This is a genomic window from Leisingera sp. ABM4_060, assembly GCF_056158765.1.
In genome coordinates, this window is record NZ_JBSWTX010000001.1 from 1,183,881 (window position 1) to 1,205,319 (window position 21,439).

General features: G+C 60.4%; 23 protein-coding genes. 15 read left to right on the plus strand and 8 right to left on the minus strand.

What is annotated here, in order from left to right:
- Positions 1-85 precede the first annotated feature (85 nt).
- Complete coding sequence (locus ACXAEH_RS05795) at positions 86-589, minus strand: N-acetyltransferase family protein (protein WP_475031512.1); 504 nt, start codon at positions 587-589, stop codon at positions 86-88.
- A 194-nt stretch (positions 590-783) separates the two neighbouring features.
- Here ACXAEH_RS05795 and guaA point away from each other — a divergent pair, with 194 nt between their 5' ends.
- From guaA to ACXAEH_RS05855, 12 genes are all read left to right on the plus strand, one after another.
- On the plus strand, positions 784-2,352 hold the full coding sequence (gene guaA / locus ACXAEH_RS05800; protein WP_475031513.1) for a glutamine-hydrolyzing GMP synthase: 1,569 nt from the start codon (positions 784-786) through the stop codon (positions 2,350-2,352).
- 147 nt (positions 2,353-2,499) lie between these two features.
- The gene (locus tag ACXAEH_RS05805) at positions 2,500-3,186 is read left to right on the plus strand and encodes a sulfotransferase family 2 domain-containing protein (RefSeq protein WP_475031514.1); all 687 of its coding nucleotides are present in this window, start codon (positions 2,500-2,502) and stop codon (positions 3,184-3,186) included.
- On the plus strand, positions 3,110-4,045 hold the full coding sequence (locus tag ACXAEH_RS05810) for a glycosyltransferase family 1 protein (protein WP_475031515.1): 936 nt from the start codon (positions 3,110-3,112) through the stop codon (positions 4,043-4,045). The genes ACXAEH_RS05805 and ACXAEH_RS05810 overlap by 77 nt, the downstream gene beginning before the upstream one ends.
- 355 nt (positions 4,046-4,400) lie before the next feature.
- Entirely contained in the window at positions 4,401-5,918 is a 1,518-nt protein-coding gene (locus ACXAEH_RS05815) for a hypothetical protein (protein WP_475031516.1), read from the plus strand.
- 129 nt (positions 5,919-6,047) lie between these two features.
- On the plus strand, positions 6,048-6,932 hold the full coding sequence (locus ACXAEH_RS05820; protein WP_475031517.1) for a DMT family transporter: 885 nt from the start codon (positions 6,048-6,050) through the stop codon (positions 6,930-6,932).
- A 105-nt stretch (positions 6,933-7,037) separates the two neighbouring features.
- Positions 7,038-8,132 (plus strand): OmpP1/FadL family transporter, encoded by a 1,095-nt coding sequence (locus ACXAEH_RS05825; RefSeq protein WP_475031518.1) that lies wholly within the window; start codon positions 7,038-7,040, stop codon positions 8,130-8,132.
- A 105-nt stretch (positions 8,133-8,237) separates the two neighbouring features.
- Complete coding sequence (locus ACXAEH_RS05830; RefSeq protein WP_475031519.1) at positions 8,238-9,152, plus strand: DMT family transporter; 915 nt, start codon at positions 8,238-8,240, stop codon at positions 9,150-9,152.
- 56 nt (positions 9,153-9,208) lie between these two features.
- Positions 9,209-10,072, plus strand: a complete 864-nt coding sequence (locus ACXAEH_RS05835) for an ATPase (protein WP_475031520.1) — start codon at positions 9,209-9,211, stop codon at positions 10,070-10,072.
- Between the two features lie 59 nt (positions 10,073-10,131).
- Positions 10,132-11,070, plus strand: coding sequence for a homoserine O-acetyltransferase MetA (gene metA, locus ACXAEH_RS05840; protein WP_475031521.1), 939 nt, complete (start codon positions 10,132-10,134; stop codon positions 11,068-11,070).
- A gap of 8 nt (positions 11,071-11,078) precedes the next feature.
- The gene (locus ACXAEH_RS05845) at positions 11,079-12,038 is read left to right on the plus strand and encodes an alpha/beta fold hydrolase (protein ID WP_475031522.1); all 960 of its coding nucleotides are present in this window, start codon (positions 11,079-11,081) and stop codon (positions 12,036-12,038) included.
- 61 nt (positions 12,039-12,099) lie between these two features.
- Positions 12,100-12,969 carry a polyphosphate kinase 2 gene (gene ppk2, locus ACXAEH_RS05850; protein ID WP_475031523.1) on the plus strand — a complete coding sequence of 290 codons (870 nt, stop codon included), beginning with the start codon at positions 12,100-12,102 and terminating at the stop codon, positions 12,967-12,969.
- Positions 12,962-13,579 (plus strand): TetR/AcrR family transcriptional regulator, encoded by a 618-nt coding sequence (locus ACXAEH_RS05855; RefSeq protein ID WP_475031524.1) that lies wholly within the window; start codon positions 12,962-12,964, stop codon positions 13,577-13,579. Before ppk2 ends, ACXAEH_RS05855 begins: the two co-directional genes overlap by 8 nt.
- On the opposite strand, the gene ACXAEH_RS05860 is transcribed toward ACXAEH_RS05855, so the two are convergent.
- From ACXAEH_RS05860 to ACXAEH_RS05890, 7 genes are all read right to left on the minus strand, one after another.
- Positions 13,576-14,634 carry an adenylate/guanylate cyclase domain-containing protein gene (locus tag ACXAEH_RS05860; protein WP_475031525.1) on the minus strand — a complete coding sequence of 353 codons (1,059 nt, stop codon included), beginning with the start codon at positions 14,632-14,634 and terminating at the stop codon, positions 13,576-13,578. The genes ACXAEH_RS05855 and ACXAEH_RS05860 overlap by 4 nt on opposite strands.
- Positions 14,631-14,999, minus strand: coding sequence for a group I truncated hemoglobin (locus ACXAEH_RS05865; protein ID WP_039161324.1), 369 nt, complete (start codon positions 14,997-14,999; stop codon positions 14,631-14,633). Before ACXAEH_RS05865 ends, ACXAEH_RS05860 begins: the two co-directional genes overlap by 4 nt.
- Before the next feature lie 99 nt (positions 15,000-15,098).
- Positions 15,099-15,710 carry a CatB-related O-acetyltransferase gene (locus tag ACXAEH_RS05870; protein WP_475031526.1) on the minus strand — a complete coding sequence of 204 codons (612 nt, stop codon included), beginning with the start codon at positions 15,708-15,710 and terminating at the stop codon, positions 15,099-15,101.
- Positions 15,711-15,953: 243 nt separating this feature from the next.
- Positions 15,954-16,730 (minus strand): class I SAM-dependent methyltransferase, encoded by a 777-nt coding sequence (locus tag ACXAEH_RS05875; RefSeq protein ID WP_475031527.1) that lies wholly within the window; start codon positions 16,728-16,730, stop codon positions 15,954-15,956.
- A 175-nt stretch (positions 16,731-16,905) separates the two neighbouring features.
- The gene (rpsI, locus tag ACXAEH_RS05880) at positions 16,906-17,391 is read right to left on the minus strand and encodes a 30S ribosomal protein S9 (RefSeq protein WP_475031528.1); all 486 of its coding nucleotides are present in this window, start codon (positions 17,389-17,391) and stop codon (positions 16,906-16,908) included.
- 5 nt (positions 17,392-17,396) lie between these two features.
- Entirely contained in the window at positions 17,397-17,855 is a 459-nt protein-coding gene (gene rplM / locus ACXAEH_RS05885; RefSeq protein WP_475031529.1) for a 50S ribosomal protein L13, read from the minus strand.
- A gap of 166 nt (positions 17,856-18,021) precedes the next feature.
- On the minus strand, positions 18,022-19,425 hold the full coding sequence (locus ACXAEH_RS05890) for an aminotransferase-like domain-containing protein (protein WP_475031530.1): 1,404 nt from the start codon (positions 19,423-19,425) through the stop codon (positions 18,022-18,024).
- Positions 19,426-19,519: 94 nt separating this feature from the next.
- Here ACXAEH_RS05890 and ACXAEH_RS05895 point away from each other — a divergent pair, with 94 nt between their 5' ends.
- The 3 genes from ACXAEH_RS05895 (at position 19,520) to speE (ending at position 21,361) form a co-directional block, all read left to right on the plus strand.
- Positions 19,520-19,753, plus strand: a complete 234-nt coding sequence (locus tag ACXAEH_RS05895) for a DUF1127 domain-containing protein (RefSeq protein ID WP_475031531.1) — start codon at positions 19,520-19,522, stop codon at positions 19,751-19,753.
- A 241-nt stretch (positions 19,754-19,994) separates the two neighbouring features.
- The gene (gene speD / locus ACXAEH_RS05900; RefSeq protein ID WP_259937596.1) at positions 19,995-20,501 is read left to right on the plus strand and encodes an adenosylmethionine decarboxylase; all 507 of its coding nucleotides are present in this window, start codon (positions 19,995-19,997) and stop codon (positions 20,499-20,501) included.
- Complete coding sequence (gene speE, locus ACXAEH_RS05905) at positions 20,498-21,361, plus strand: polyamine aminopropyltransferase (RefSeq protein ID WP_475031532.1); 864 nt, start codon at positions 20,498-20,500, stop codon at positions 21,359-21,361. The genes speD and speE overlap by 4 nt, the downstream gene beginning before the upstream one ends.
- Positions 21,362-21,439 lie beyond the last annotated feature (78 nt).

The following is a 21,439-nucleotide window of genomic DNA, read 5'->3' on the forward strand; positions in this document are numbered from 1 at the left end:
CCGCGCCGCAGGATAACGGCCATTCAAGTTGAAAAGCGACATTCACCGTACGGATTCCACCAAATCCGCCGCTGCCGGTGCGGCCCTAGTCCTGCATGAGGGGTGCCAATGTCTGCCAATGGATCCGGACAGCAGGCATCGGATATCCGAAGACATCAATCTCCTTGCGGTTTCCGGTTTTGCCGCCGAGGCGCTCATAAAAGGCCCTCGCCCGCATGTTGCTTTCGGCAACCCACAGATAAGCCGAGGTTTCGCCCTGACGCGCCAAGCGCGCCGCTGCCTCCCGCATGAGGATGCGGCCCAGCCCCTGCGACCGCGCCGGCGCAGTGACGTGGAGATTGTCGATGTAAGGGTCTTCTTCGATCCAGACCGCAATAAATCCCTGAATGCAGCCGTCTTCATCCTCCGCCACCAGCACGGCGTCCTTGCTTGAAAACTCCAGCTGCTGCCAATGGGCTGTCAGGTCCGGAACAACCCCGGTTTCCAGATAGCTTTGCGGCAGAACCCCGGCGTAGACACCGCGCCAGCTGCTGATCTGCAACTGCGCCACCGCCGCGCGGTCTGTGTTGCGCATCTCTCTGATAATCATGCGGTCAGCCTCCCTAATGCCTTCTATCCAGACAGCAGATCCGGCCCGCGCTTGGCAATCCCTACGTGCCGCTGCGGCAGAATTCCTTGGGCAGCCGCCGCCGCAGCCGAAGAAGGCACGGGCATCGCGGCTCCTTCTTCACTGCTTGCAGCAAACCCCTTGCGAAAAGCCCCTCCTTGGCCTATGGCGCGTGCATGACAGAGACATCCCATGACCGCCTTCTCATCATCGACTTTGGCAGCCAGGTCACGCAGCTGATTGCGCGCCGCCTGCGCGAGCTGAACGTCTATTGCGAAATCCACCCTTATCAGAATGTCACCATGGACTTTGTGCGCGAACTGGCGCCCAAGGCGGTGATCTTCTCGGGCGGGCCGGACAGTGTGACCCGCGAGGGCAGCCCCCGGGCGCCGCAGGAGATTTTCGACTATGGCGTACCGATCCTGGGCATCTGCTATGGCCAGCAGGTGATGATGCACCAGTTGGGCGGCAAGGTCGAAAGCGGCCATGGCACCGCCGAATTCGGCCGCGCCTATGTGACCCCCACGGTCGAGACGCCGCCGCTGCTGGAGGGCTGGTTTGCCAATGACAACGACCGCGAGCAGGTCTGGATGTCGCATGGCGACCATGTCAGTGAAATCGCTCCGGGGTTTGAGGTCTACGGCACCTCGCCCAACGCGCCCTTTGCCATCACCGCCGATGTCAGCCGCAATTTCTATGCGGTGCAGTTCCACCCGGAAGTGCATCATACCCCGAACGGCGCCAAACTGTATGAGAACTTCGTGCGGCTGGCCGGCTTCGCAGGCGACTGGACCATGGGCGCCTACCGCGAGCAGATGATCGAGAAAATCCGCGCGCAGGTTGGCGACAAGAAGGTGATCTGCGGCCTGTCCGGCGGTGTGGATTCGTCCGTCGCGGCGATCCTGATCCACGAGGCGATCGGCGACCAGCTGACCTGCGTCTTTGTCGACCACGGGTTGCTGCGCAAGAATGAGGCGGAAGAAGTCGTCTCGATGTTCCGCGACAACTACAACATCCAGCTGATCCACGCGGATGAGAGCGACCTGTTCCTGGGCGAGCTGGACGGCCAATCCGACCCGGAAACCAAGCGCAAGATTATCGGCAAGCTGTTCATCGACGTGTTCCAGAAACACGCCGACACCATCGACGGCGCCGAGTTCCTGGCGCAGGGTACCCTGTATCCGGATGTGATTAAATCCGTGTCCTTCTCGGGCGGCCCTTCGGTCACCATCAAATCGCACCACAATGTGGGCGGCCTGCCGGAGAAGATGGGCCTGAAACTGGTGGAGCCGCTGCGCGAGCTGTTCAAGGACGAGGTCCGCGCATTGGGCCGCGAACTGGGCCTGCCGCAGTCGTTCATCGGCCGCCACCCCTTCCCCGGTCCGGGTCTGGCGATCCGCTGCCCCGGCGAGATCACCCGCGAAAAGCTGGAGATCCTGCGCGAGGCGGATGCGATCTATATCGACCAGATCCGCAAGCACGGCCTGTACGACGAGATCTGGCAGGCCTTCGTGGCCATTCTGCCGGTCCGCACCGTGGGCGTGATGGGCGATGGCCGCACCTATGACTACGCCTGTGCGCTGCGCGCGGTGACCTCGGTTGACGGCATGACGGCGGATTACTACCCGTTCAGCCATGAGTTTCTGGGCGAAACTGCCACCCGGATCATCAATGAGGTCAAGGGCATCAACCGCTGCACCTATGACATCACTTCGAAACCTCCGGGAACCATCGAGTGGGAATGATCCAATCTGAGCGGGTTTCCTGAAGAATCCGGGAAGCCCCCGGTTGATTTAAAGAAGGTTTAAACAAATTGCGCCAACTTGCGCGAAACACCTGGCCGCCGATACCCCACCGACGGCCACGTGCTTCACGGCAACAGGAGGCGCAATATGCCGATTATCAAGTACAAGGACGTGCTGCTGCACTTTGCGCATATTCCCAAATGCGGCGGCACTTCCATCGAGCGTTACGTACAGGGACTGAATGGCGTCAGCTTGGCATTCCTGGACGAGCAGTACGTGGCCAGCCCGCCGCAGCAGCACTGGAACATCTCCTCTCCGCAGCACATCGATGGTGAGTCCCTTGCCCGGTTGTTCCCCAAGGACTTCTTCACCGCGTTCTTAGCCGTCGTCCGGCACCCGATTTCACGGCTGGAAAGCGCCTACAAATTCCAGCGCTTTGTCGAGCGCAAGATTGACCACACCGTCACCCTTGACACATTTGTCAAGACTCAGCTGGTGGAAAATGGCCTGACCAAAGGCTGGATGGATGGGCATTTCTATCCTCAGTCGGGCTTCTTCTACCCCGCCGCCAACTACCAGGTCTTCAAGCTAGAAGAAGACGGCGCCGCCAATGCCAAAGCCTTCATTGATGCCGCCCTGTTCGGCAACCCGTCCAGCCTGCAGATGACGCATACAAACCACCTGCGCCTTCCTGCGGCCTTCAACCCGGACGACCTGACGTTGAGCGACGAGGGCCAGGCAATCGCCCAAACGCTTTATGGCATGGACTTTGACAATTTCGGCTACGAACGCCCCTCCTTTTCCCATCCACAGCCTGCCGCGGCAGCCGGCTGAACCATCGGAGCCGCTTGTTTTGCCAAAGAAATTTCACATCTGTTTCGCCTCGCCTCCGGGTTTCCAGCATTCCGGCGCGTTTTTTGAAGTCGCAGAACTGATTCTGTATGCGCTGAGGGAGCTCGGCTGTGAAGTGACGCTTGCGAAAAACGCAATCGACCCCAACGCCCGAAACATTCTGATCGGCATCCATCTAATGGACCAGAACAGCGCCAAGGACATGCCGCCGGGAACCATTATCCTCAACACCGAACAGCTGGGCAGCGTCTATGAAACCTGGAACGAAAGAATTCTTGGCTGGTTCTCACAAGATTTCACGCTTTGGGATTACAGCGACACCAATATTGCGGCCTTGAAAAATTTCGGCGTCGGCCGGGTGGAGAAACTTCAGATCGGTTTCCAAAAGGAGCTTTGCCGCATTCCTGCGCGGGCTGCCAAGGATGTCGACGTTCTTTTCTATGGCGCGATAAACCAGCGCCGCAGAACCTTTCTCGAAGACCTTCATTCCCGCGGCTTGCGGGTGAAGCATCTGAACGGGACCTACGGAAGCGATCGCGACGCTTGGATTGCCCGCTCGCGCATGGTTCTGAACCTGCACTTTTACAATTCGCAGATTTTCGAAATTGTGCGTGCCTTTTACCTGATGACCAATGGCATCCCGCTTGCCAGCGAGATCAACCCTGGCACGCAGATCGACGACTGTTACCGCAATGGCCTGCTGGGCCTGCCCTACGAAGAACTTGCTGACGGCATTGTTGAAATTCTGCAGGACAAAGGTGAATTGGCCAAATTGGCAGCGAAGGCAAAGGAAACGATGGCGCGCCTCCCGCAAGCCGTGCTGTTGGACGAAATACTGTAACGGGATACTTATTCGCCAGCCCAGCCAGGCTTGCATCGCCCCCATGCAGCAAAGAATCCTTGCATTTGATTGGCTAAACTTCTCTTGAGGCCGCCGTTCCCGGGGACCGGTTCGGAGTTTTGCACACTATCCGGCTAAATTGCCTCCCGGGAGGACATGTTTGGAGACTAGCGCGAAACAGTCGGCAAGACCTGTGCGCGCGCAACCCTGACACGGGTGCTCCCACCTAATAAACGTAGGTTTTCCGGTTCTTCGGTTCATAAGGTTGAAATTCGACTCTTTCCCAGATCGATTAACCAATCCGTTAGGTGTTTTTGAAATATTCTCCTAAACACCGCCGGTATTGGAGAATCCAATGATCATTTGCCATCCGCTGAAACTCATCTTCATCAAGACCAAGAAGGTCGGCGGCACATCATTTGAAATCGCCCTGTCGAGTTTCTGCGACAAATCCAGCATTATCACGCCGATTTCTCAGGAAGATGAGGCCATGCGCGGCTCGCTTGGCTATCCTGGCGCACAAAACCATCAGCAGCAAATCTGGCCGGATGGTTCGCAAACAGAGGCAAACTTCTACAACCACGTGACTGCCGCGCTGGTCAAGGAGCAGGTCCCGCAAGAGATCTGGGACAGCTATACCAAGGTCACAATTTGCCGGGACCCTTTTGACGCGATGATCTCCCGTTACTATTGGGAAGCAATGGAGTCGCATGGTGTGCCATTCGGACAGTTTGTGAGCCAGTTCCGCAGCATGCTGTGCGAAAACAACCGTATTGCACCGCTGGAAGGGCCGGATGCGCTGGATGTCTACCTGCGCTACGAACACCTTGAGGAAGACATCGCCGCATTGGGCATTGACGGACTATGGGAGCGGTTCTCGGGCTTGCGGGCCAAGGGCGCATTCCGCCCCAAAACCGGAGCCGATCCAGAAACCATGTACTCAAAGTATCCAGAGGCTGCGGCCATCGTGGCCCGGCAGTGCGCCATGGAGATCCAGAAACTCGGCTACCGGTGTCCGGCTGCGGCCCCGGCAGCAGCCAATCCCGCTGAGCAAAGCAAAAGCGACTTCATCTTTACGCTCTCCGCCGGCCGCACCGGGACGGCCTGGCTTGCACAGTTTCTTGGCGACAACCTCAAGATTACGTCGGTGCACGAGCCGCTGGGTTTTGATGACTTCGGCGCGGCAATGCCGGAAATCCGCCACATGCGCACTTTCAACACCGTCGGCATGGACGCAGTGATGTGGGATTTCTGGGAGAACAAGCTGGCATCGCTGCAGGCTCCTTACGCGGAATCCAACCACACGCTTGGAAAATGCGGGCTGATTGAGGCACTGTCCGAAAGCAGTATCCGAAGCCGCAGCACCGTCATCATTCTGCGGCGCGATCTGGCCAAGCAGTGCGCCAGCTATGTGGGACGCAACGATTTCCAGAACATTACCCTCCGCTGGCAATGGTATCTGGACATGCGCTACGGCAACAAGATCGTGAACCCGGCCCCCTTCCAGCCAATGGGGCAGATCGGCTTGGCCCTGTGGTACGCGATGGAAATGGAAGCCCGCTATGCCTATTATCAGTTGAAATTCGGGGACCGGATCAATTTTGTAGAGGCCCAGCTGGAAGAAGTTACCAAGCCGGAAGGCGCAGCGCATCTGCTGGCGTCCCTCGGCCACAGCGGCGATCCTGTGATGCCCGCAAAGAAAAACGCCACCAAAAACCAGTCAGATGTCACGGAGGCGTTGACCGCGGAAATCCGTACCTTGCTGACACGGTTGCGCTTTGACGCAAAGACTGTCGCAGAAACTTATATCAAAGGCGGAAGACTGCTATCCTCGCCTCCGGTCTTGCCCCAGCCGCGACAGGCTGCCGCCTGACCTTGCAGCCCGCCAGCCGCAATGACAGTATTGAAGCCGCCCCGGTCCCACCGCCGGGGCGGTTTTTGCGGGCTTGACCCGGGCCTGGAAATCCTCCTTTCCTCTCAGCAGAGGACTTTCGGGGCAGCCATGGCAGATACAGACACACGCACAGGGCTTGCCGCTCTTTGGATGGTTGGCGCCATCGTGTCCTTTTCCGCCATGGCGATTGCCGGCCGCGAGGCCGGGCTGACGCTGGACACCTTTGAAATCATGGCCTACCGCAGCCTGGTGGGGCTGCTGATCGTGCTGGCAGTGCTGGGCGCGACCGGCGCCTGGCACCAGGTGAGCAGGGCCAGGCTGGGCGTGCATCTGCTGCGCAACATGTTTCACTTCACCGGCCAGAACCTTTGGTTTCTGGCGGTCACTCTGGTGCCGCTGGCGCAGGTTTTTGCGCTTGAATTCACCTCGCCGCTGTGGGTGATCATCCTGTCGCCGCTGCTGCTGGGCGAAGTGCTGACCCGGCGGCGGATGCTGGCAGTTCTGCTTGGCTTTGCGGGCATCCTGATTGTCGCCCGCCCGAGCCCCGGCAGTTTGAGCCTGGGCCTCGGCGCGGCGGCAAGCTGCGCCATCTTCTTTGCGCTCACCGCGATTCTGACCAAACGGCTGACCCGGCACGAGAGCACCGCGTCGATCCTGTTCTGGCTTACCGCCATGCAACTGGCGATGGGGCTCCTGGCGGCGGGTTGGGACGGCGACATGGCCCCGCCGTCTGCGGCCACCCTGCCCTGGCTGGTGCTGATCGGCATTGCCGGGCTGACTGCGCATTTCTGCCTGACCACGGCGCTGTCGCTGGCGCCCGCCAGCGTGGTGGTGCCGGTCGATTTTGCCCGCCTGCCCGCCATCGCTGTGCTGGGCATGCTGATCTACGGCGAAGCGCTGGATGCCTGGGTGCTGAGCGGCGCGGCGATCATTTGCATTGCAAATTATATCAACATAGTTGCAAGGAAACCGGTGGAATCCGCTCAGAATTGACCGATTCCGGCTGGTTTCCGTTTCGTTAGCATTGATTTGCCGAAATTCCGCCGGTTACGGTCTCGGGACAAGAAGCCGGAAAGGCTTTCGTACAGGGAGGAACAGATGAAGAAGATCCACGCTGCGCCCTTGGCGCTGGCGCTGCTGCCGGGTGTTGCAATGGCTGGCGGCGTTGACCGTTCGGGACAGACACTTGGCGCGCTGTTTGAAGAAGGCACCTATGCGGAGTTCTCCTTTGGCCGTGTCAGCCCGGATGTTTCGGGCACTGCTCTTGGGGCCAGCTCAGGCGACATGATCGGCGCGCACTTGCAGCTTGGCGCCGCCTATAAGCGCGACATCAATGACAAACTGAGTTTTGCCCTGATTTTTGACCAGCCCTTTGGCGCGGACGTCGAATATCCTGGCAGCACCGGATACATTTTCGAGGGCGCCACTGCAGAACTGAACTCCAATGCTATCACAGGCGTGCTGCGCTACAAGTTCAATGAGGCCTTCAGCGTCCATGGCGGCCTGCGCGTTCAAACCATGGAGGCAAATGTCTCCATTCCCGTCTTCAGCAATTACGCCGCCAACGGCGACCGCGACGAGGGGTATGGCTACCTGCTTGGCGTCGCTTATGAACGTCCCGAGATCGCGTTGCGCGTAGCACTTACGTATTTCTCGGAAGTTAAGCACAACGTAGATACCACCGAGACCCTTGGCGGCACCCCGGTTCTGAACTCTGCAACCAGTATCGACACACCGCAGGCCGTGAATCTCGACTTTCAGACCGGCATTGCAAAGGACACGTTGCTGTTTGGCGGCGTACGCTGGGTCGATTGGTCCGAGTTCAACATTTCGCCGGCGTTCTATGTGGCCAACATCAGCTCCGGGCGGCCGCTGGTGTCCTTTGCGGATGACCGCTTCACTTACACCCTTGGTGTGGGCCGCAAGTTCTCTGAGAACTGGTCCGGCTCCGTCTCGGTCAGCTATGAGGAAACCCTTGGCGGTTTCCAGTCCAACCTGAGCCCGCAGGACGGCCGGCTGGGGATGACCATCGGCGCAAAGTACAAAAAGGGTAAAATGAGCATCTCAGGCGGGGTGAACATTACCCGTGTCGGCAGCGCGCAAACGGTGGTGAACCCCGCGACTGCTTCGACCTCGCAATTTGGCGACAACACCGCGATAGGTGTCGGGCTCAAGGTTGGCTACAACTTCTGAAGCCGCCTTGGTCCGAAAATCCAGCCCCGCCCCGATCCGGGCGGGGTTTTCTTTTGCCGCAAGAAACGGGTCGCTTGACTGCGGGGACCGCGCTAGCTGATCCCCATGAGCCCGCAAAAGACCATATCCCCCCGCGCCTGGGCCGAGCTGATCCTGCTCGGCGTGATCTGGGGCGGATCGTTCCTGTCGATCCGCATCGCCCTGGATGAAATCCCCGTTGCCACCCTGGTGCTGCACCGCTGCGGCTGGGCGGCGTTGTTTCTGTGGGGCGTGGTGCTGGCGATGCGGCTGCCAGTCCCCAAGGAGCCGCGCATCTGGGGCGCGTTTCTGGTGATGGGGCTTTTGAACAACGTGATCCCCTTCGGGCTGATGGCCTGGGGGCAGCTGCATATCGAGACCGGGCTGACATCAATCCTGAATGCCGCCACCGCCATCTTCGGCGTTGTCGTGGCAGCCTTGATCTTTGCAGACGAGCGGCTGACACCGCGCAAGGCGCTGGGGGTTGGCTTGGGCTTTCTGGGCGTTGCCACCGCGATCGGGCTGGAGCAATTTGCCAGTTTCGACATCCGCAGCAGCGCCCAGCTGGCCGTGCTGGCGGGCACGGTGTCTTATGCCTTTGCCAGCGCCTGGGCGCGGCTGAAACTGTCCGGCCTGGCGCCGCAAGTGGCCGCGGCTGGGATGCTGACCGGCTCGACCGTCTGTTTGCTGCCGGCCGCGCTGCTGATCGACGGGCCGGTCTCCTTTGCTCTGGAAACCGGCACCTGGGTCTCCATCGCCTATTTCTCGCTGATCGCCACCGCGGGCGCTTATCTGCTTTACTACCGGGTGCTGGCGCTGGCGGGCAGCGGCAACCTGATGCTGGTCACGCTGATCATTCCGCCGGTGGCTATCGTGCTGGGCGCCTGGGTGCTGGGGGAAGAGCTGAAGCCGCAGGCCTATGCCGGTTTTGCCCTGCTGGCGGCCGGGCTGGTGATCCTCAATGGCAAGCCCGGCTTGCGGCGCAAGCGCGCACGGAATTGACCAAGCCTGCAGAGGCGATTAGCAAGGCGTGAAACCTTCAGGGACTTGGAACGCCGATGCTCTACTCTTCTGCTCAGGACTGGCGCGATGCGCCCAACAAACGGGTGCTGTTCTTTGGCATGTCCGGGCTTGGCAAAACCTATGTCAGCAACATCCTGCGCGGCGCGGGCAGCTGGTTCCACTACTCGATCGATTACCGCATCGGCACCCGCTACATGGGCGAATACATCGCCGACAACGCCAAGGCCGAGGCCATGAAGGTGCCGTTCCTGCGTGAGCTACTGCTGACGGATTCGATCTATATCGGCTCCAACATCACCTTTGAAAACCTGACCCCGGTCGCGTCCTACCTCGGCAAACCCGGCGACGAGGCCAAGGGCGGCCTGCCGATCGAGGAGTACAAACACCGCCAAGAGCAGTTCCGGATTGCCGAGATCCGCGCGCTTCTGGACACCGAGTATTTCGAGGGCCGTGCGCAGCAGCTTTATGGCTATCCGAATTTTATCTGCGACACCGGCGGGTCGATCTGCGAATGGGTCGATGCCGCCGATCCCAACGACCAGATCCTGTCCGAGCTCAGCAAGCACACGCTGATGGTCTGGATCAAGGGCAGCGAGGCACATACGGCTGAGCTGGTGCGCCGGTTCGACCGCGCCCCTAAGCCGATGTCCTATCAGCCGGAGTTCCTGGACCGGGTCTGGCAAGAGTATCTTCAGGAAAACGGGGTATCCGAGGGGGATGTCGACCCCGATGCATTCATCCGCTGGACCTATGCCCAGGCGCTTGCTCACCGCCAGCCGCGCTATCAGGCGATGGCCGACAATTGGGGCGTCACCGTCACCGCCGATCAGATCTCGGCCGTCAAGGATGAGGCCGGTTTCGTAGATTTGATCGCAACAGCCCTTGAGGCGCGCGGCTAACCAGCTTATCTGACTGCCTCCGCTATATCGTACACAATTCCGCAAATCAGGACACTGACATGCCCATCAAGATCCCCGCAGACCTTCCCGCCTACGACGTTCTGAAGAACGAAGGCGTGATGGTCATGTCGCCGGATCAGGCGGCACGTCAGGATATCCGGCCGATCCGCATCGGACTGCTCAATCTGATGCCCAAGAAGATCCAGACCGAAAACCAGTTTGCCCGGCTGATCGGCGCCACGCCCTTGCAGATCGACCTGAACCTGATCCGGATGAGCGAGCACCGCACCAAGAATACCGCCGCCGCGCATATGGCCGAGTTCTACCGCCCCTTCCAGGAGGTGAAGCACGAGAAGTTCGACGGGCTGATCATCACCGGCGCCCCGATTGAGCATCTTGAGTTTGACGATGTGACCTACTGGGAAGAGCTGCGCGAAGTGATGGATTGGACCCAGACCAACGTGCATTCCACCTTTGGCGTCTGCTGGGGCGGCATGGCGATGATCAACCACTTCCACGGCGTCAAGAAGCACATGCTGGAGCACAAGGCGTTTGGCTGCTTCCGGCACCAGAACCTGGCGCCGGCCTCGCCTTACTTGCGCGGGTTCTCGGATGATTTCGTGATCCCGGTCAGCCGCTGGACCGAGATGAAGCAGGAAGAAATCGACGCTGCACCGGGGCTGACGACGCTTCTGGGCAGCGACGAGGTCGGCCCCTGCCTGGTTGAGGATCCCGGCCACCGGGCGCTCTATATCTTCAACCACTTCGAGTATGACAACGATACGCTGAAGCAGGAATACGACCGCGACGTGGCCAATGGCACCCCGATCAATGTGCCGGGCAACTATTACCCGGACGATGATCCCAGCCGCCCGCCGCTGAACCGCTGGCGCAGCCATGCGCATCTTCTGTACACGAACTGGATCAGCGAGATCTATGAAACCACGCCCTATGACATCAATCGGATCGGCGTCGAGATGACGGACCTGCGCGCCTGAAGAAAGCCGTGGCAATAAGCGCCTCCCTTTTGCTGCTGGCCGGCCTGGCCTGGGGCGGCACCCTTTGGAAGGCATCTGTCAATGAGGCACGGGCCGAAGCCGCCTACCCTCCGCAGGGCAAGTTCCTTCGGATTGGCGGCCACCAGGTGCATGTTGTCGAAATCGGCCCGCCGCAGGGCAGCGCTCCGGATCTGGTGCTGATACACGGCTCCAGCGGCAACATCCGCGACATGACGTTCCGGCTGGCCCCCGCGCTGGCAGGAGACTTTCGCATTCTGATCTTTGACCGCCCCGGGCTGGGCTACTCCAGCCCGCTCAATGGCAACGGCGCAAGCATCCGGCAACAGGCGGATTTGCTGCGGCAGGCTGCGGCGCAAATGGGTGCGGAAAAGCCGATTGTGCTGGGGCAAAGCTATGGCGGCGCTGTGGCGCTGGCATGGGCCACTAGTCACCCCGAAGCGCTTTCGGCGCTGGTGACGGTTGGCGGTGTCTCCCACCCTTGGGACACGCCGCTGGACATGTATTACCAGGTGACCTCTTCACGCCTCGGCAGCGCGATTGCGGTCCCTGCCCTCACAGCCTTTGTGCCCCGCGCCACGGTGATGGAAACACTGGACGCCGTGTTTGCGCCGCAACTGGTGCCTGAGGGCTATGCCGAGCATTTCGGCATCGGCCTGACGCTGCGGCGCGCCTCACTGCGGGCCAACGCCTTGCAGCGCGCCAATCTGCTGAAGGAAGTGAAAGCGCAGGTGCCGCTTTATCCGCAGATTGCCGTACCGGTCGAAATCCTCCATGGCACCGCGGACGACACCGTCAGCCCGGAGATCCATGCCCGGCAGCTTGCCCGCGATGTGCCGGAAGCCGGCCTGACGCTGCTGGAGGGCATCGGCCATATGCCGCACCACGTGGCAACCGATGCAGTTGCCGCCGCCGTAAACCGCGCCGCGGCGCGTGCAAATTTGCGTTAAGGTGATTCACATTCCATACTCTCTTCCCATATAAGGGATTGAGGACAGAAGGGTTTTACTCATGACGCTGCCATTTGACGGGGCCATCAGCCGGTTTTTCGAAACCGGTGCGCCGGAGGAAATCCGCAAGGCCATCAAAGGTGCGGACAAGGACGAAATCCTTTCCTCCAGCTATCCGCACCGGGAACGGATGCCTCGTAAGAAGTATGAAAAAGAGCTGGAGGCGCTGCAGATCGAATTGGTCAAGCTGCAGGCCTGGGTCAAGAGCACCGGCGCCCGCATTGCCATTGTCTTTGAGGGCCGCGATGCAGCCGGCAAGGGCGGCACCATCAAGCGGTTCCGCGAGAACCTGAACCCGCGGGGTGCCCGGGTGGTGGCACTGCCGAAACCAACCGAGGCCGAACAGAGCCAGTGGTATTTTCAGCGCTACGTCCAGCATTTGCCCGCAGGCGGCGAGATCGTGTTTTTCGACCGCAGCTGGTACAACCGCGGCGTGGTCGAAAAGGTGTTCGGCTTCTGCACCGATGCCCAGCGGGAGCGGTTCTTTCGCCAGGTCAACGGGTTTGAACGGGCCCTCGCCGAAGACGGCGTGATACTGTTCAAATTCTGGCTCAATGTCGGCCGGGCCGAGCAGCTGCGGCGGATCCTCGCCCGCGAATCCGACCCGCTGAAGCAATGGAAGCTGAGCAGCATCGACGTGAAAGGGCTGCAGAAGTGGGACGCTTACACCGCCGCCATTTCCGAAACGCTGGACCGCAGCCATTCGCTTGAGGCCCCCTGGACCGTGGTGCGCTCGGATGACAAAAGGCGGGCGCGGCTGATGGCGATCCGCCAGGTGCTGAGCCGCATTGATTACACCAACAAGGACCCCAAGGCGATCGGAGCCCTGGATCCGGAGATATGCGGAGGCCCGGACATCTGGGATGCCTAAACGCGGTTATCATCACGGCAATCTGCGCCAGGCCCTGGTCGAGGCCGCCCTGCAGCTGATCGAGGCCAAGGGGCCGACCGGCTTTACCCTGTCGGAAGCCGCCAAGACGGCGGGCGTGACGCCTGCCGCAGTCTACCGCCATTTCGAAGGCCGCGAGGACCTGATCGCCGAAGCATCCCGCCAAGGCTATGTCATGTTCGCCGACCTGATGCAGCATGCCTATGACAAGTATCAGCCCTCCGCGCTGGCAGCGTTTGAAGCGACGGGGCGCGCCTATCTGGCCTTTGCCCGCAAGCATCCGGGCCATTACATTGCCATGTTCGAAAGCGGCATCTCGGTGAACCGCACGCCGGACCTGGCCGATGCCGCGGCCCGCGCCCGGGCGATCCTAGAGCGCGCCGCGGCCGATCTCAGTCAGCATATCCCCGAGGACAAGCGTCCTCCGGCCTCGATGTTCTCGGCCCATGTGCTGGCGATGAGCCACGGGGTGGTCGAGCTTTATGCACGCAATTCCCCCGGTGCGGCCTCCCCGTTCCCGCCGGAAGATCTGCTGGAAAGCGGCATCGGCATTTATCTGCGCGGTCTGGGGCTGATTGCTCCGGATAGCTAGAAACGCGTCGCTGGCTGCGGGGTGCTGAGCTCATCGCCGACATTGACCAGGAACACCTCGCCAATCCCCTTGATGTCCTCAATGCCGATATCGGTGACGCGGAATTCTTCGGACAGGGCGTCTTTCATGTCCTCCGGCGCGACAATTTTCATCGGCCTGGCAAAGACTTGCAGCCGGGAAGCCAGGTTCACCGCAGGGCCGAAGACGTCATAGACGTACTTTTGGATCCCCACAACCGAGCCGACAGCCGACCCGGTGCCCAGACCGATCCGGGCCTGCCACTTGTGCTGATGGCTTTGGTTGCGCCGCTCCAGATAACGCAGGAACCGGGTGGCACAGTGTGCGACTGCGGTGGCGTGGTCCGGCGCCGCCTCAGGCATGCCTGAAACAGCCAGATAGGCGTCGCCAATGGTCTTGATCCGTTCGCAGCCGTATTGCTCGACGATGCGGTCGAAGGCTGTGAAAATGTCGTTCAGCTCTCCAAGGGTGACCGTCGGATCGGTGCGTGAAGCAAAATCGGTGAAATTGACGAAGTCCAGCATCACCACCGAGACCTTGGGGTAAAGCTGCGGGGTCACCACGCCAAAGGTCTTGAACTCCTCGTAGACCGAGCGCGGCATCAGGTTGAGCAGCAGCCGTTCCACCCGCTCCTTCTCGCGCTCCAGCTCACGGGTGTTGCGCTCGACCATGGCGGAGTAGCTGTCGATCATGCTTTCCAGCTCGCGGATGCGGGTGATGTTCTGGCATTCCACGACCAAGAGCGCCTCGTCACGGTGGCTGGCCTGCGAGACGTTGATGGCAAAGACCAGGGTGCGGCGCTTGCGCTTGATCTTCAGTTCAGCCGAATAGCGCAGCCCCTCTTCGCACAGCGGGCCGAGGTCATCTGCCGTCAGCCCCTCGATCGCATCGGTCAGAGCGGCGTCCGGGCCGGGGGTGCCGAACCACTCAGCAAAAGGCTGATTGTGAAAGACAAATCCCAGATCGGAGGCACGCACCACCGCTACCCCCACGCCAATGGCCCGCAACAGCTGCTCGTTGATGGCAGCAATGCTCATGCCGCGTCCCGGGTTACGATGATATTGCGCTTGGTCTCGATAGCACCCAGCGTGGTGCGGATATCGGGCTCGGACAGACCGTGCTGTTCCAGCGCCAGCTTCAGCAGCGCACCCATCTCATCGAAGTCCTCATGGGTGATGCCAAGCGCCCGGTGCACTGCCTCCAGCCTCTCGTCGCTGAACGAAGCCGGCCCGCCCAGCAGCGAAGAAATGAACTTGGTCTGGTGGTCAATCAGCCGCGGCATGTCGACATCGGCGAAGTAATCGCCGATCTGATCGGAATCGAGCGCCATCTCGTAAAAGGTCATCACGACGCGGCTGATGGCGCTGAACCCGCCGTATTTCTCGTAGATCGTTTGCGGCATATCAGCAGTCCCCCATCGGGTGCAGTGCCGCCCATGTTACGATAATTTTTTGGAAAAGTTAACGGGGCCGTGGCAAAGCCCCGTTCCGCACCGCTGCCGTCAGGCGGCGCTGTCTTCTGAGAAGGAAACCAGATCGGCGACGATGCTCTGTAACCCGTCGATCAGCTCGACTGTGGGCTGGGAGGACAGCAGCGGCGCCATTTCCTGGATAAGATCAGCCGGCAGGTTCCACCATTCCAGTTCCAGGAGCTTGTCGCAAACCTCATCGTCAAACCGTTTGCGCACCAGCTGAGCCGGGTTGCCTGCCCAAATTTCGTAGCAGCCGACATCGCCGGCGACGGTTGCATTGGGCCCGATTACGGCACCGTGGCCGATTGATACCCCGCCCAGAATGGTGGCATTGGCGCCGATCCAGACGTCATGCCCGATGGCAACATCGCCGCAGCCCTGATGCGGCATCTGCTGTTCAGCCCCGCCCAGTTGGTCGGCAAAAACCTCGCCAAAGGGAAAGGCGGACACCCGGTCAAGCGCAGGCGATTCATCCAGAACAACCCGCACATCCCTGCCAATTGAGCAGAAAGAGCCAACTGTTACACTGGCATCGCCGCCCTGCTCCAGAATATCCATCCCTTCGTATCCATGGGTAAAGCGGCCGATCGTCAGCTGCCCGTTGCCGATGGAGGCTGTCTTGGTGTTCTCCGGTGTGGCCATGCTCTGTCCTGTCTTGAATTAGGGATCACTTGTTCCGGAGCATTCTAGAAAAACTTTCTAAAGGAACCCTGAAAGCCGCCCCAAAGTAGCGAGCCGGGCCGGCGCAGCGATTGTCAGGACCTGGCCCTCTTACGGCCCTTGCCCTTGGCTGGCTGGTCCTTTGTCGAAGGCCAAACGGCCGCGGGATACAGGCGGCGGAACCGCCGCTGCCGCCCCCCGGCGCACTGTGCAAGCAGGCAGGCCTCACTTTTTCACGGCTACCACTTCCATGCACATCCGGTAGCGTTCGCTGATTCCAAAGCGCACCGGTTCCATTCCGGCCTCCTCCAGCAGGGCATAAAGACGGCTGCGGGAAAAATTATGAAAATGCTCCATCTCGCGCCAATAGGGATTCTGGTTGACGGCAGTCGTGTAATCCCAGCAAAAGCTTTCCGAATTCGGCATCGAGATCAGCAGCGGTGACCCGGGCTCCAGGAGCGCGACTGCGGCCTCCAGGAACGGCTTCGGATAAGGCACATGTTCCAGCACGTCCATCATGCTGACCACCGAGCACTTCCGGCCCAGTTCAAGCTGCTGAATGTCCCCGCAATAGGCTTCGATCCCAAGCTTCTGAAGAATCGAAACGCCATCCTGGCGAAGGTCAACCCCGATGGGTTCAAATCCGAATTCACGTGCCGTGAAAAGAAGCGATGCGTTGCCAAAGCCGATGTCCAGCCAGGGGCCGCTGCTCGCATAGGGAAGAACCTTTTCGATCATCATCGCGGAAACGCGCCGGTTTTTCTCCATATTGCAACCTACGCTCAGGTGTTCGCCAGCCTTGGAGAGCAAAAGCCCGAACGCCTCATCGGTAAAGTAACCGCTGGTGAACACATGGTCGCAGGGTGTGCATTTGTTCCAAACAATCTCAGGATTGAACTGACGCATGTATTTCTTTTTCTTTGAACAGTCCCCGCGATGAAATTCCGCAAAATCCCCTGAGCCGCACAGCGGGCAACCCGCGTAGTCGTGACGTTCCTGCATCGTCAAAATCCCTTAAATTCTTAAGCTTACACCTATCATTTAACATTTGAACAACAAGCTCGCCTATACAGCCTAAGATGCCCTTAAGGCACGGCGCCATTTTCTTCCCTAACGGGAAAGAAAAGAAAAAGGGCCCGCCAAAGGCGAGCCCTTCCACATCTGAATGTGTCTCGAATTAACGCTTCGAGAACTGGAACGAACGGCGGGCTTTGCGCTTACCGTATTTCTTACGTTCCACAACACGGCTGTCGCGGGTCAGGAAGCCGGCTGCTTTCAGTGCGCCGCGCAGGGCGGGATCATAGAGCTGCAGAGCTTTGGAGATGCCGTGCTTGACCGCACCGGCCTGACCGGACAGGCCGCCGCCCTTGACGGTGGCGTAGACATCGAACTGGTCTTCGACGCCGGCAACCTGGAACGGCTGGCGCAGGATCATCTGCAGCACCGGACGGGCGAAGTACTTGTTGATTTCCTTGCCGTTCACCTCGACCTTGCCGGAGCCCGGCTTGATCCAAACGCGGGCAACAGCGTCTTTACGCTTGCCGGTGGCATAAGAGCGGCCCAGTTCGTCACGAACCGGCTCACGCGCGATGGTTTCTTCAGCCACTGCTTCCACACCGGTTGCAGCTGCGAGCTCTTCGAGAGTGTTGATCTGATCAGACATCAATATCAGCTCCGGGTGTTTTTCTTGTTCATGGACTTGACGTCCAGAACTTCAGGGGCCTGGGCTTCATGCGGGTGCTCGGCACCAGCGTAAACGCGCAGGTTGGTCATTTGCTGGCGCGACAGGCGGTTGCCCGGCAGCATGCGCTTGACCGCTTGGGTCACAACGCGCTCCGGGTGTGCACCTTCCAGGATCTCCTGCTTGGTGCGCGACTTGATGCCGCCCGGGTGGCCAGTGTGCCAGTAGAAGTGCTCGTCGCGCTTCTTGCCGGTCATCTGAACCTTTTCGGCGTTGATGATGATGACGTTGTCGCCCATGTCCATATGCGGAGTGAAGGACGCTTTATGCTTGCCGCGCAGGCGCATGGCAACGATCGAGGCAAGACGGCCCAGAACAACGCCCTCGGCGTCGATCAGGATCCACTTCTTCTCGATATCTGCCGGAGTAGCAGAGAAGGTTTTCATGGCAGGTCAATCCTGTTTGTCGTGAAGGCAGAATCCCCGGACGGGGCCGCCTGAATGCGATGGAGGGGGTTTACGGGGATCAAAAGCGCCCGTCAACAGGGGTAAACAAGATTAAATCAAGCAATTTCAACGTGTTAAAAATTAGGTATTATAATACCCCATAAAATCAGACGCTGATCTGCTCCGGCGGGTTGTCCAGCAGGGCGCGCAGCCGCAGCATCGCCTCCTCAAAGCGTTTCAGCGACACATGCGCATTGATGGCAATGCGCACCGCATGCGGCGCGCGGCCGTCGCGCAGGGCAAATTCATCCGCCGAGCGGATCTGCACCCCGTTGGCTTCGGCCGCCCGGGTAAAGGCCGCTGCCCGCCAGCCCGAGGGCAGCCGCAGCCAGACAAAGGGCACATCCGGGTTCCAGGTCAGGTCGAAGCCGCCAAGCGCGTTGACCGCCACCCGCACATAACGCGCCATCTCGGCGCGCACTGCCTGGATCAGGTCCGGCAGCCGCGGGTCTGCCAGCAGGATGCGCACGATCTCGGCCAGCGGCTGGGCCAGGCCGAAATAGCCGTATTCCGCTACCCGCCGCAAATCCGCCGCGCGGCCTTCGGGCGCCAGGGCAAAGCCGACGCGCAAGGCCGGCGTCAGCAGCTTGGAGATCGAGGACACATGCCAGGCCAGCTCCGGTGCCAGCGCCCGGTAGCTGGGCGCCCGCGCCTCGCCCAGGCGGTAGCAATCATCTTCGACAATCTGCACCCCGTGGCGGCGGGCGATGGCGACGATCTGCTTACGCCGCTCCAGCGGCGTGTAGTAGCCGGTTGGATTGTGCACTTCCGGGCTGGTGCACAGCACCGTGGCACCGGTCTTGCGGATTGCCAGCTCGATCGAGTCGGGGCGGATGCCGTGCTCATCCATCGCCACCTCCACCACTTGCGCGCGCAGCAATTCGGCGGCACGGCGGAAGCCGGCATAGGACAGGTCTTCGACCATGATCACCGGCTGCGGACCCTGCAGGATCGCCTGCAGCACCACCATCAGCCCGTTCTGGCCGCCGTGCGTCAGGACAATGTCCCTTTCGGAGATCTTGCCAACCGGTGATTGCGCCAGCCAGTCCGCCGCCGCCTGGCGCACCGGCTGGTAGGCATTCCGCGTCGGGTAATTCAGGAACTTGGCCGCGTCGCTCTCGGCGGCTTTTTGCATCGCCTCGCGCACCGCGGCCACCTGCCCCATGTCGGCAATCCGCGGGCTGAACAGGCTGACATGGCCGGGATCGCGCGCCTCCAGCAAATGCAGCTCCCGCGACCATACGTCATCGGGCACCGGGGTTTTCTTTTCCGCTACAAAGGTGCCGCGCCCGACCTCGGCCTCCAGCACGCCTTCATCGGTCAGAATGCTGTAGGCGCGGGCGACGGTGCCGGGGGTGATGCTCAACTGGTACGCGAGGTCGCGCACAGGCGGCAGCTTTGTACCAGTTTTCAAACTGCCCGTTTCGACAGCAGAGCGGATTGTATCTGCCACTTTTTTGTACTTGGGGCCTTTGGCTTCCCCCAGGCTCTGCGGCCAAATTGTACCCATTACAATCCATCCTTGGACAATGCGCCGAGCCCTTTGTATCAGAACACTACGACAAATCAACAGGATTGTATCAACACAATACAGGAAGCCTCCCATGGTACACAACACGCAAATGGAACATTCGAACATGTCCTATCTGATCAGCCGTCCGGCCCTGCCGGTTCTGGCGCAGTGGGCCGTCTCCTTTGCCGTGATGGTGACCAAGTGGAGCCTGCGCCACCGCACACGAACTCATTTGAAACATCTGAGCGACGCGCAGCTGAAGGACATCGGGCTGAGCCGCCAGGACGCCCATTATGAAGCCACTCTTCCGTTCTGGCGCCCATGATCCCCTGGGCAAAGGAACAACCTGACGGCCGGGGTTCGCCCCGGCCCTTTTTTTGTGCCGCCCTGGCCCGCAGGCCGCAGGCCCCTGCAGGTTACCGGCTATGCAAAAAATAAATGTTGATCGAATCTCCCCCCCGGCCTAAACGCCCCTCACTTTCGGTACCGATCCCAACCCCGAACTCTATCCGGGGGGGCGCTAAGGGCCGGCTGGATTGTCATCTACTGGAACGAAGGGGAGTGTCATGAAAGACGCCAACCTCTTCCAACTGGGGATCGGTCTGGAGACAGGCGCCCATGAGGAAGATACCGCCCGCGGTGTAACTGCCGCGAATCTTGATGCTGTTGTTGATTCCGACCGCGAAGATCATTTCATCCGCAAGGATGGGAAAGTGTTCGCCGGCACCCACCTGATTATCGAGGTGATGAAGGGCACCGGCCTGGACTGCGAAGAGCGCATCCAGAACGCCTTCCGCAAATGTGTCGAGGTCTGCGGCGCCACCCTGCTGCACATCCACACCCACAAGTTCTCGCCCCAAGGCGTCTCTGGCGTGGCGGTGCTGGCGGAAAGCCACATCTCGGTCCACACCTGGCCGGAAATCGGCTATGGCGCCTTTGACGTCTTCATGTGCGGCGACGCAGAGCCGTGGAAAGCTGTCGGCGTGCTGAAAGAGGCGTTCAACACCGATATGGTGGAAGTCCGCGAACTGCTGCGCGGCGAAGAGCTGATCGCCAAAGAGGTTGCGGCATGAGCGATGCCACGAAACAGGAATGGGTGACCGAGAGCCTGCACGCGCATTATGCGCAGCGCCTGCGCGTGGATGAGATGCTCTATGACAGCAACACCGAGCATCAGCGCCTGAAAGTGTTCCAAAACGGCCAGTTCGGCCGCATTCTGACACTGGACGACGTGGTGCAGACCACCGAAGGCGACAACTTCATCTACCACGAGATGCTGACTCATGTGCCGATCCTGGCGCATGGCAATGCAAAACGCGTGCTGATCATCGGCGGCGGCGACGGCGGCATGGCCCGCGAGGCGCTGCGCCACACCTCGGTCGAGCATGTCACCATGGTGGAGATCGACGCAGGCGTGGTGGATTTCTCGAAAGAGTATCTGCCGATGCTGAGCGACGGCGCCTTTGACGATCCGCGCCTCAACCTGGTGATCAACGACGGTGCGCTCTTCATGAAAGAGAACACCGAAAAGTTCGACGTGATCATCGTCGATTCGACCGACCCGATCGGCCCCGGCGAAGTGCTGTTCACCGACACTTTCTATGGCCACGCGGCGCGGTCGCTCACTGAGGACGGCATCATCGTCACCCAGAACGGCGTGCCGTTCATGCAGGGTGACGAGCTGACCGGCACCCTGCGGGCGTTCCAGGCGCTTTTTGCCGATGCGTCGTGCTACCTGGCCTCGGTGCCAACCTATGCCGGCGGGCCGATGGCCTTTGGCTGGGGCAGCCACTCGGACAAGGCCCGCAACGTCGATCTCGCCGATGTCCAGGCACGCTTTGCCGCAGCAGGGATCGAGACCGGCTACTACAACCCGGAGATCCACAAGGCCGCCTTCGCCTTGCCGAACTACGTGAAAAAGCTGTTCCCGTAAGGGCACGCGCTAGGGGGCTTCGGCCCCCTTTTCTTTTGCGCGGATTTTGCGCTTGAAGCCCGCGCCCTGCCCGGCTGA

Bases quoted from the DNA above. Each gene is read 5' to 3' on its own strand.
- ACXAEH_RS05820 (WP_475031517.1), top strand. From the start codon at position 6,048: ATGGCAGATACAGACACACGCACAGGGCTTGCCGCTCTTTGGATGGTT.
- rplM (WP_475031529.1), bottom strand. From the start codon at position 17,855: ATGAAAACCTTCTCTGCTACTCCGGCAGATATCGAGAAGAAGTGGATC.
- ACXAEH_RS05870 (WP_475031526.1), bottom strand. From the start codon at position 15,710: ATGGCCACACCGGAGAACACCAAGACAGCCTCCATCGGCAACGGGCAG.
- ACXAEH_RS05835 (WP_475031520.1), top strand. From the start codon at position 9,209: ATGCTCTACTCTTCTGCTCAGGACTGGCGCGATGCGCCCAACAAACGG.
- ACXAEH_RS05825 (WP_475031518.1), top strand. From the start codon at position 7,038: ATGAAGAAGATCCACGCTGCGCCCTTGGCGCTGGCGCTGCTGCCGGGT.
- ACXAEH_RS05855 (WP_475031524.1), top strand. From the start codon at position 12,962: ATGCCTAAACGCGGTTATCATCACGGCAATCTGCGCCAGGCCCTGGTC.
- ppk2 (WP_475031523.1), top strand. From the start codon at position 12,100: ATGACGCTGCCATTTGACGGGGCCATCAGCCGGTTTTTCGAAACCGGT.
- ACXAEH_RS05860 (WP_475031525.1), bottom strand. From the start codon at position 14,634: ATGAGCATTGCTGCCATCAACGAGCAGCTGTTGCGGGCCATTGGCGTG.
- metA (WP_475031521.1), top strand. From the start codon at position 10,132: ATGCCCATCAAGATCCCCGCAGACCTTCCCGCCTACGACGTTCTGAAG.
- ACXAEH_RS05830 (WP_475031519.1), top strand. From the start codon at position 8,238: ATGAGCCCGCAAAAGACCATATCCCCCCGCGCCTGGGCCGAGCTGATC.
- guaA (WP_475031513.1), top strand. From the start codon at position 784: ATGACAGAGACATCCCATGACCGCCTTCTCATCATCGACTTTGGCAGC.
- ACXAEH_RS05795 (WP_475031512.1), bottom strand. From the start codon at position 589: ATGATTATCAGAGAGATGCGCAACACAGACCGCGCGGCGGTGGCGCAG.
- speE (WP_475031532.1), top strand. From the start codon at position 20,498: ATGAGCGATGCCACGAAACAGGAATGGGTGACCGAGAGCCTGCACGCG.
- ACXAEH_RS05815 (WP_475031516.1), top strand. From the start codon at position 4,401: ATGATCATTTGCCATCCGCTGAAACTCATCTTCATCAAGACCAAGAAG.
- ACXAEH_RS05810 (WP_475031515.1), top strand. From the start codon at position 3,110: ATGGCATGGACTTTGACAATTTCGGCTACGAACGCCCCTCCTTTTCCC.
- ACXAEH_RS05890 (WP_475031530.1), bottom strand. From the start codon at position 19,425: ATGGGTACAATTTGGCCGCAGAGCCTGGGGGAAGCCAAAGGCCCCAAG.
- rpsI (WP_475031528.1), bottom strand. From the start codon at position 17,391: ATGTCTGATCAGATCAACACTCTCGAAGAGCTCGCAGCTGCAACCGGT.
- ACXAEH_RS05875 (WP_475031527.1), bottom strand. From the start codon at position 16,730: ATGCAGGAACGTCACGACTACGCGGGTTGCCCGCTGTGCGGCTCAGGG.
- ACXAEH_RS05895 (WP_475031531.1), top strand. From the start codon at position 19,520: ATGGTACACAACACGCAAATGGAACATTCGAACATGTCCTATCTGATC.
- speD (WP_259937596.1), top strand. From the start codon at position 19,995: ATGAAAGACGCCAACCTCTTCCAACTGGGGATCGGTCTGGAGACAGGC.
- ACXAEH_RS05805 (WP_475031514.1), top strand. From the start codon at position 2,500: ATGCCGATTATCAAGTACAAGGACGTGCTGCTGCACTTTGCGCATATT.
- ACXAEH_RS05865 (WP_039161324.1), bottom strand. From the start codon at position 14,999: ATGCCGCAAACGATCTACGAGAAATACGGCGGGTTCAGCGCCATCAGC.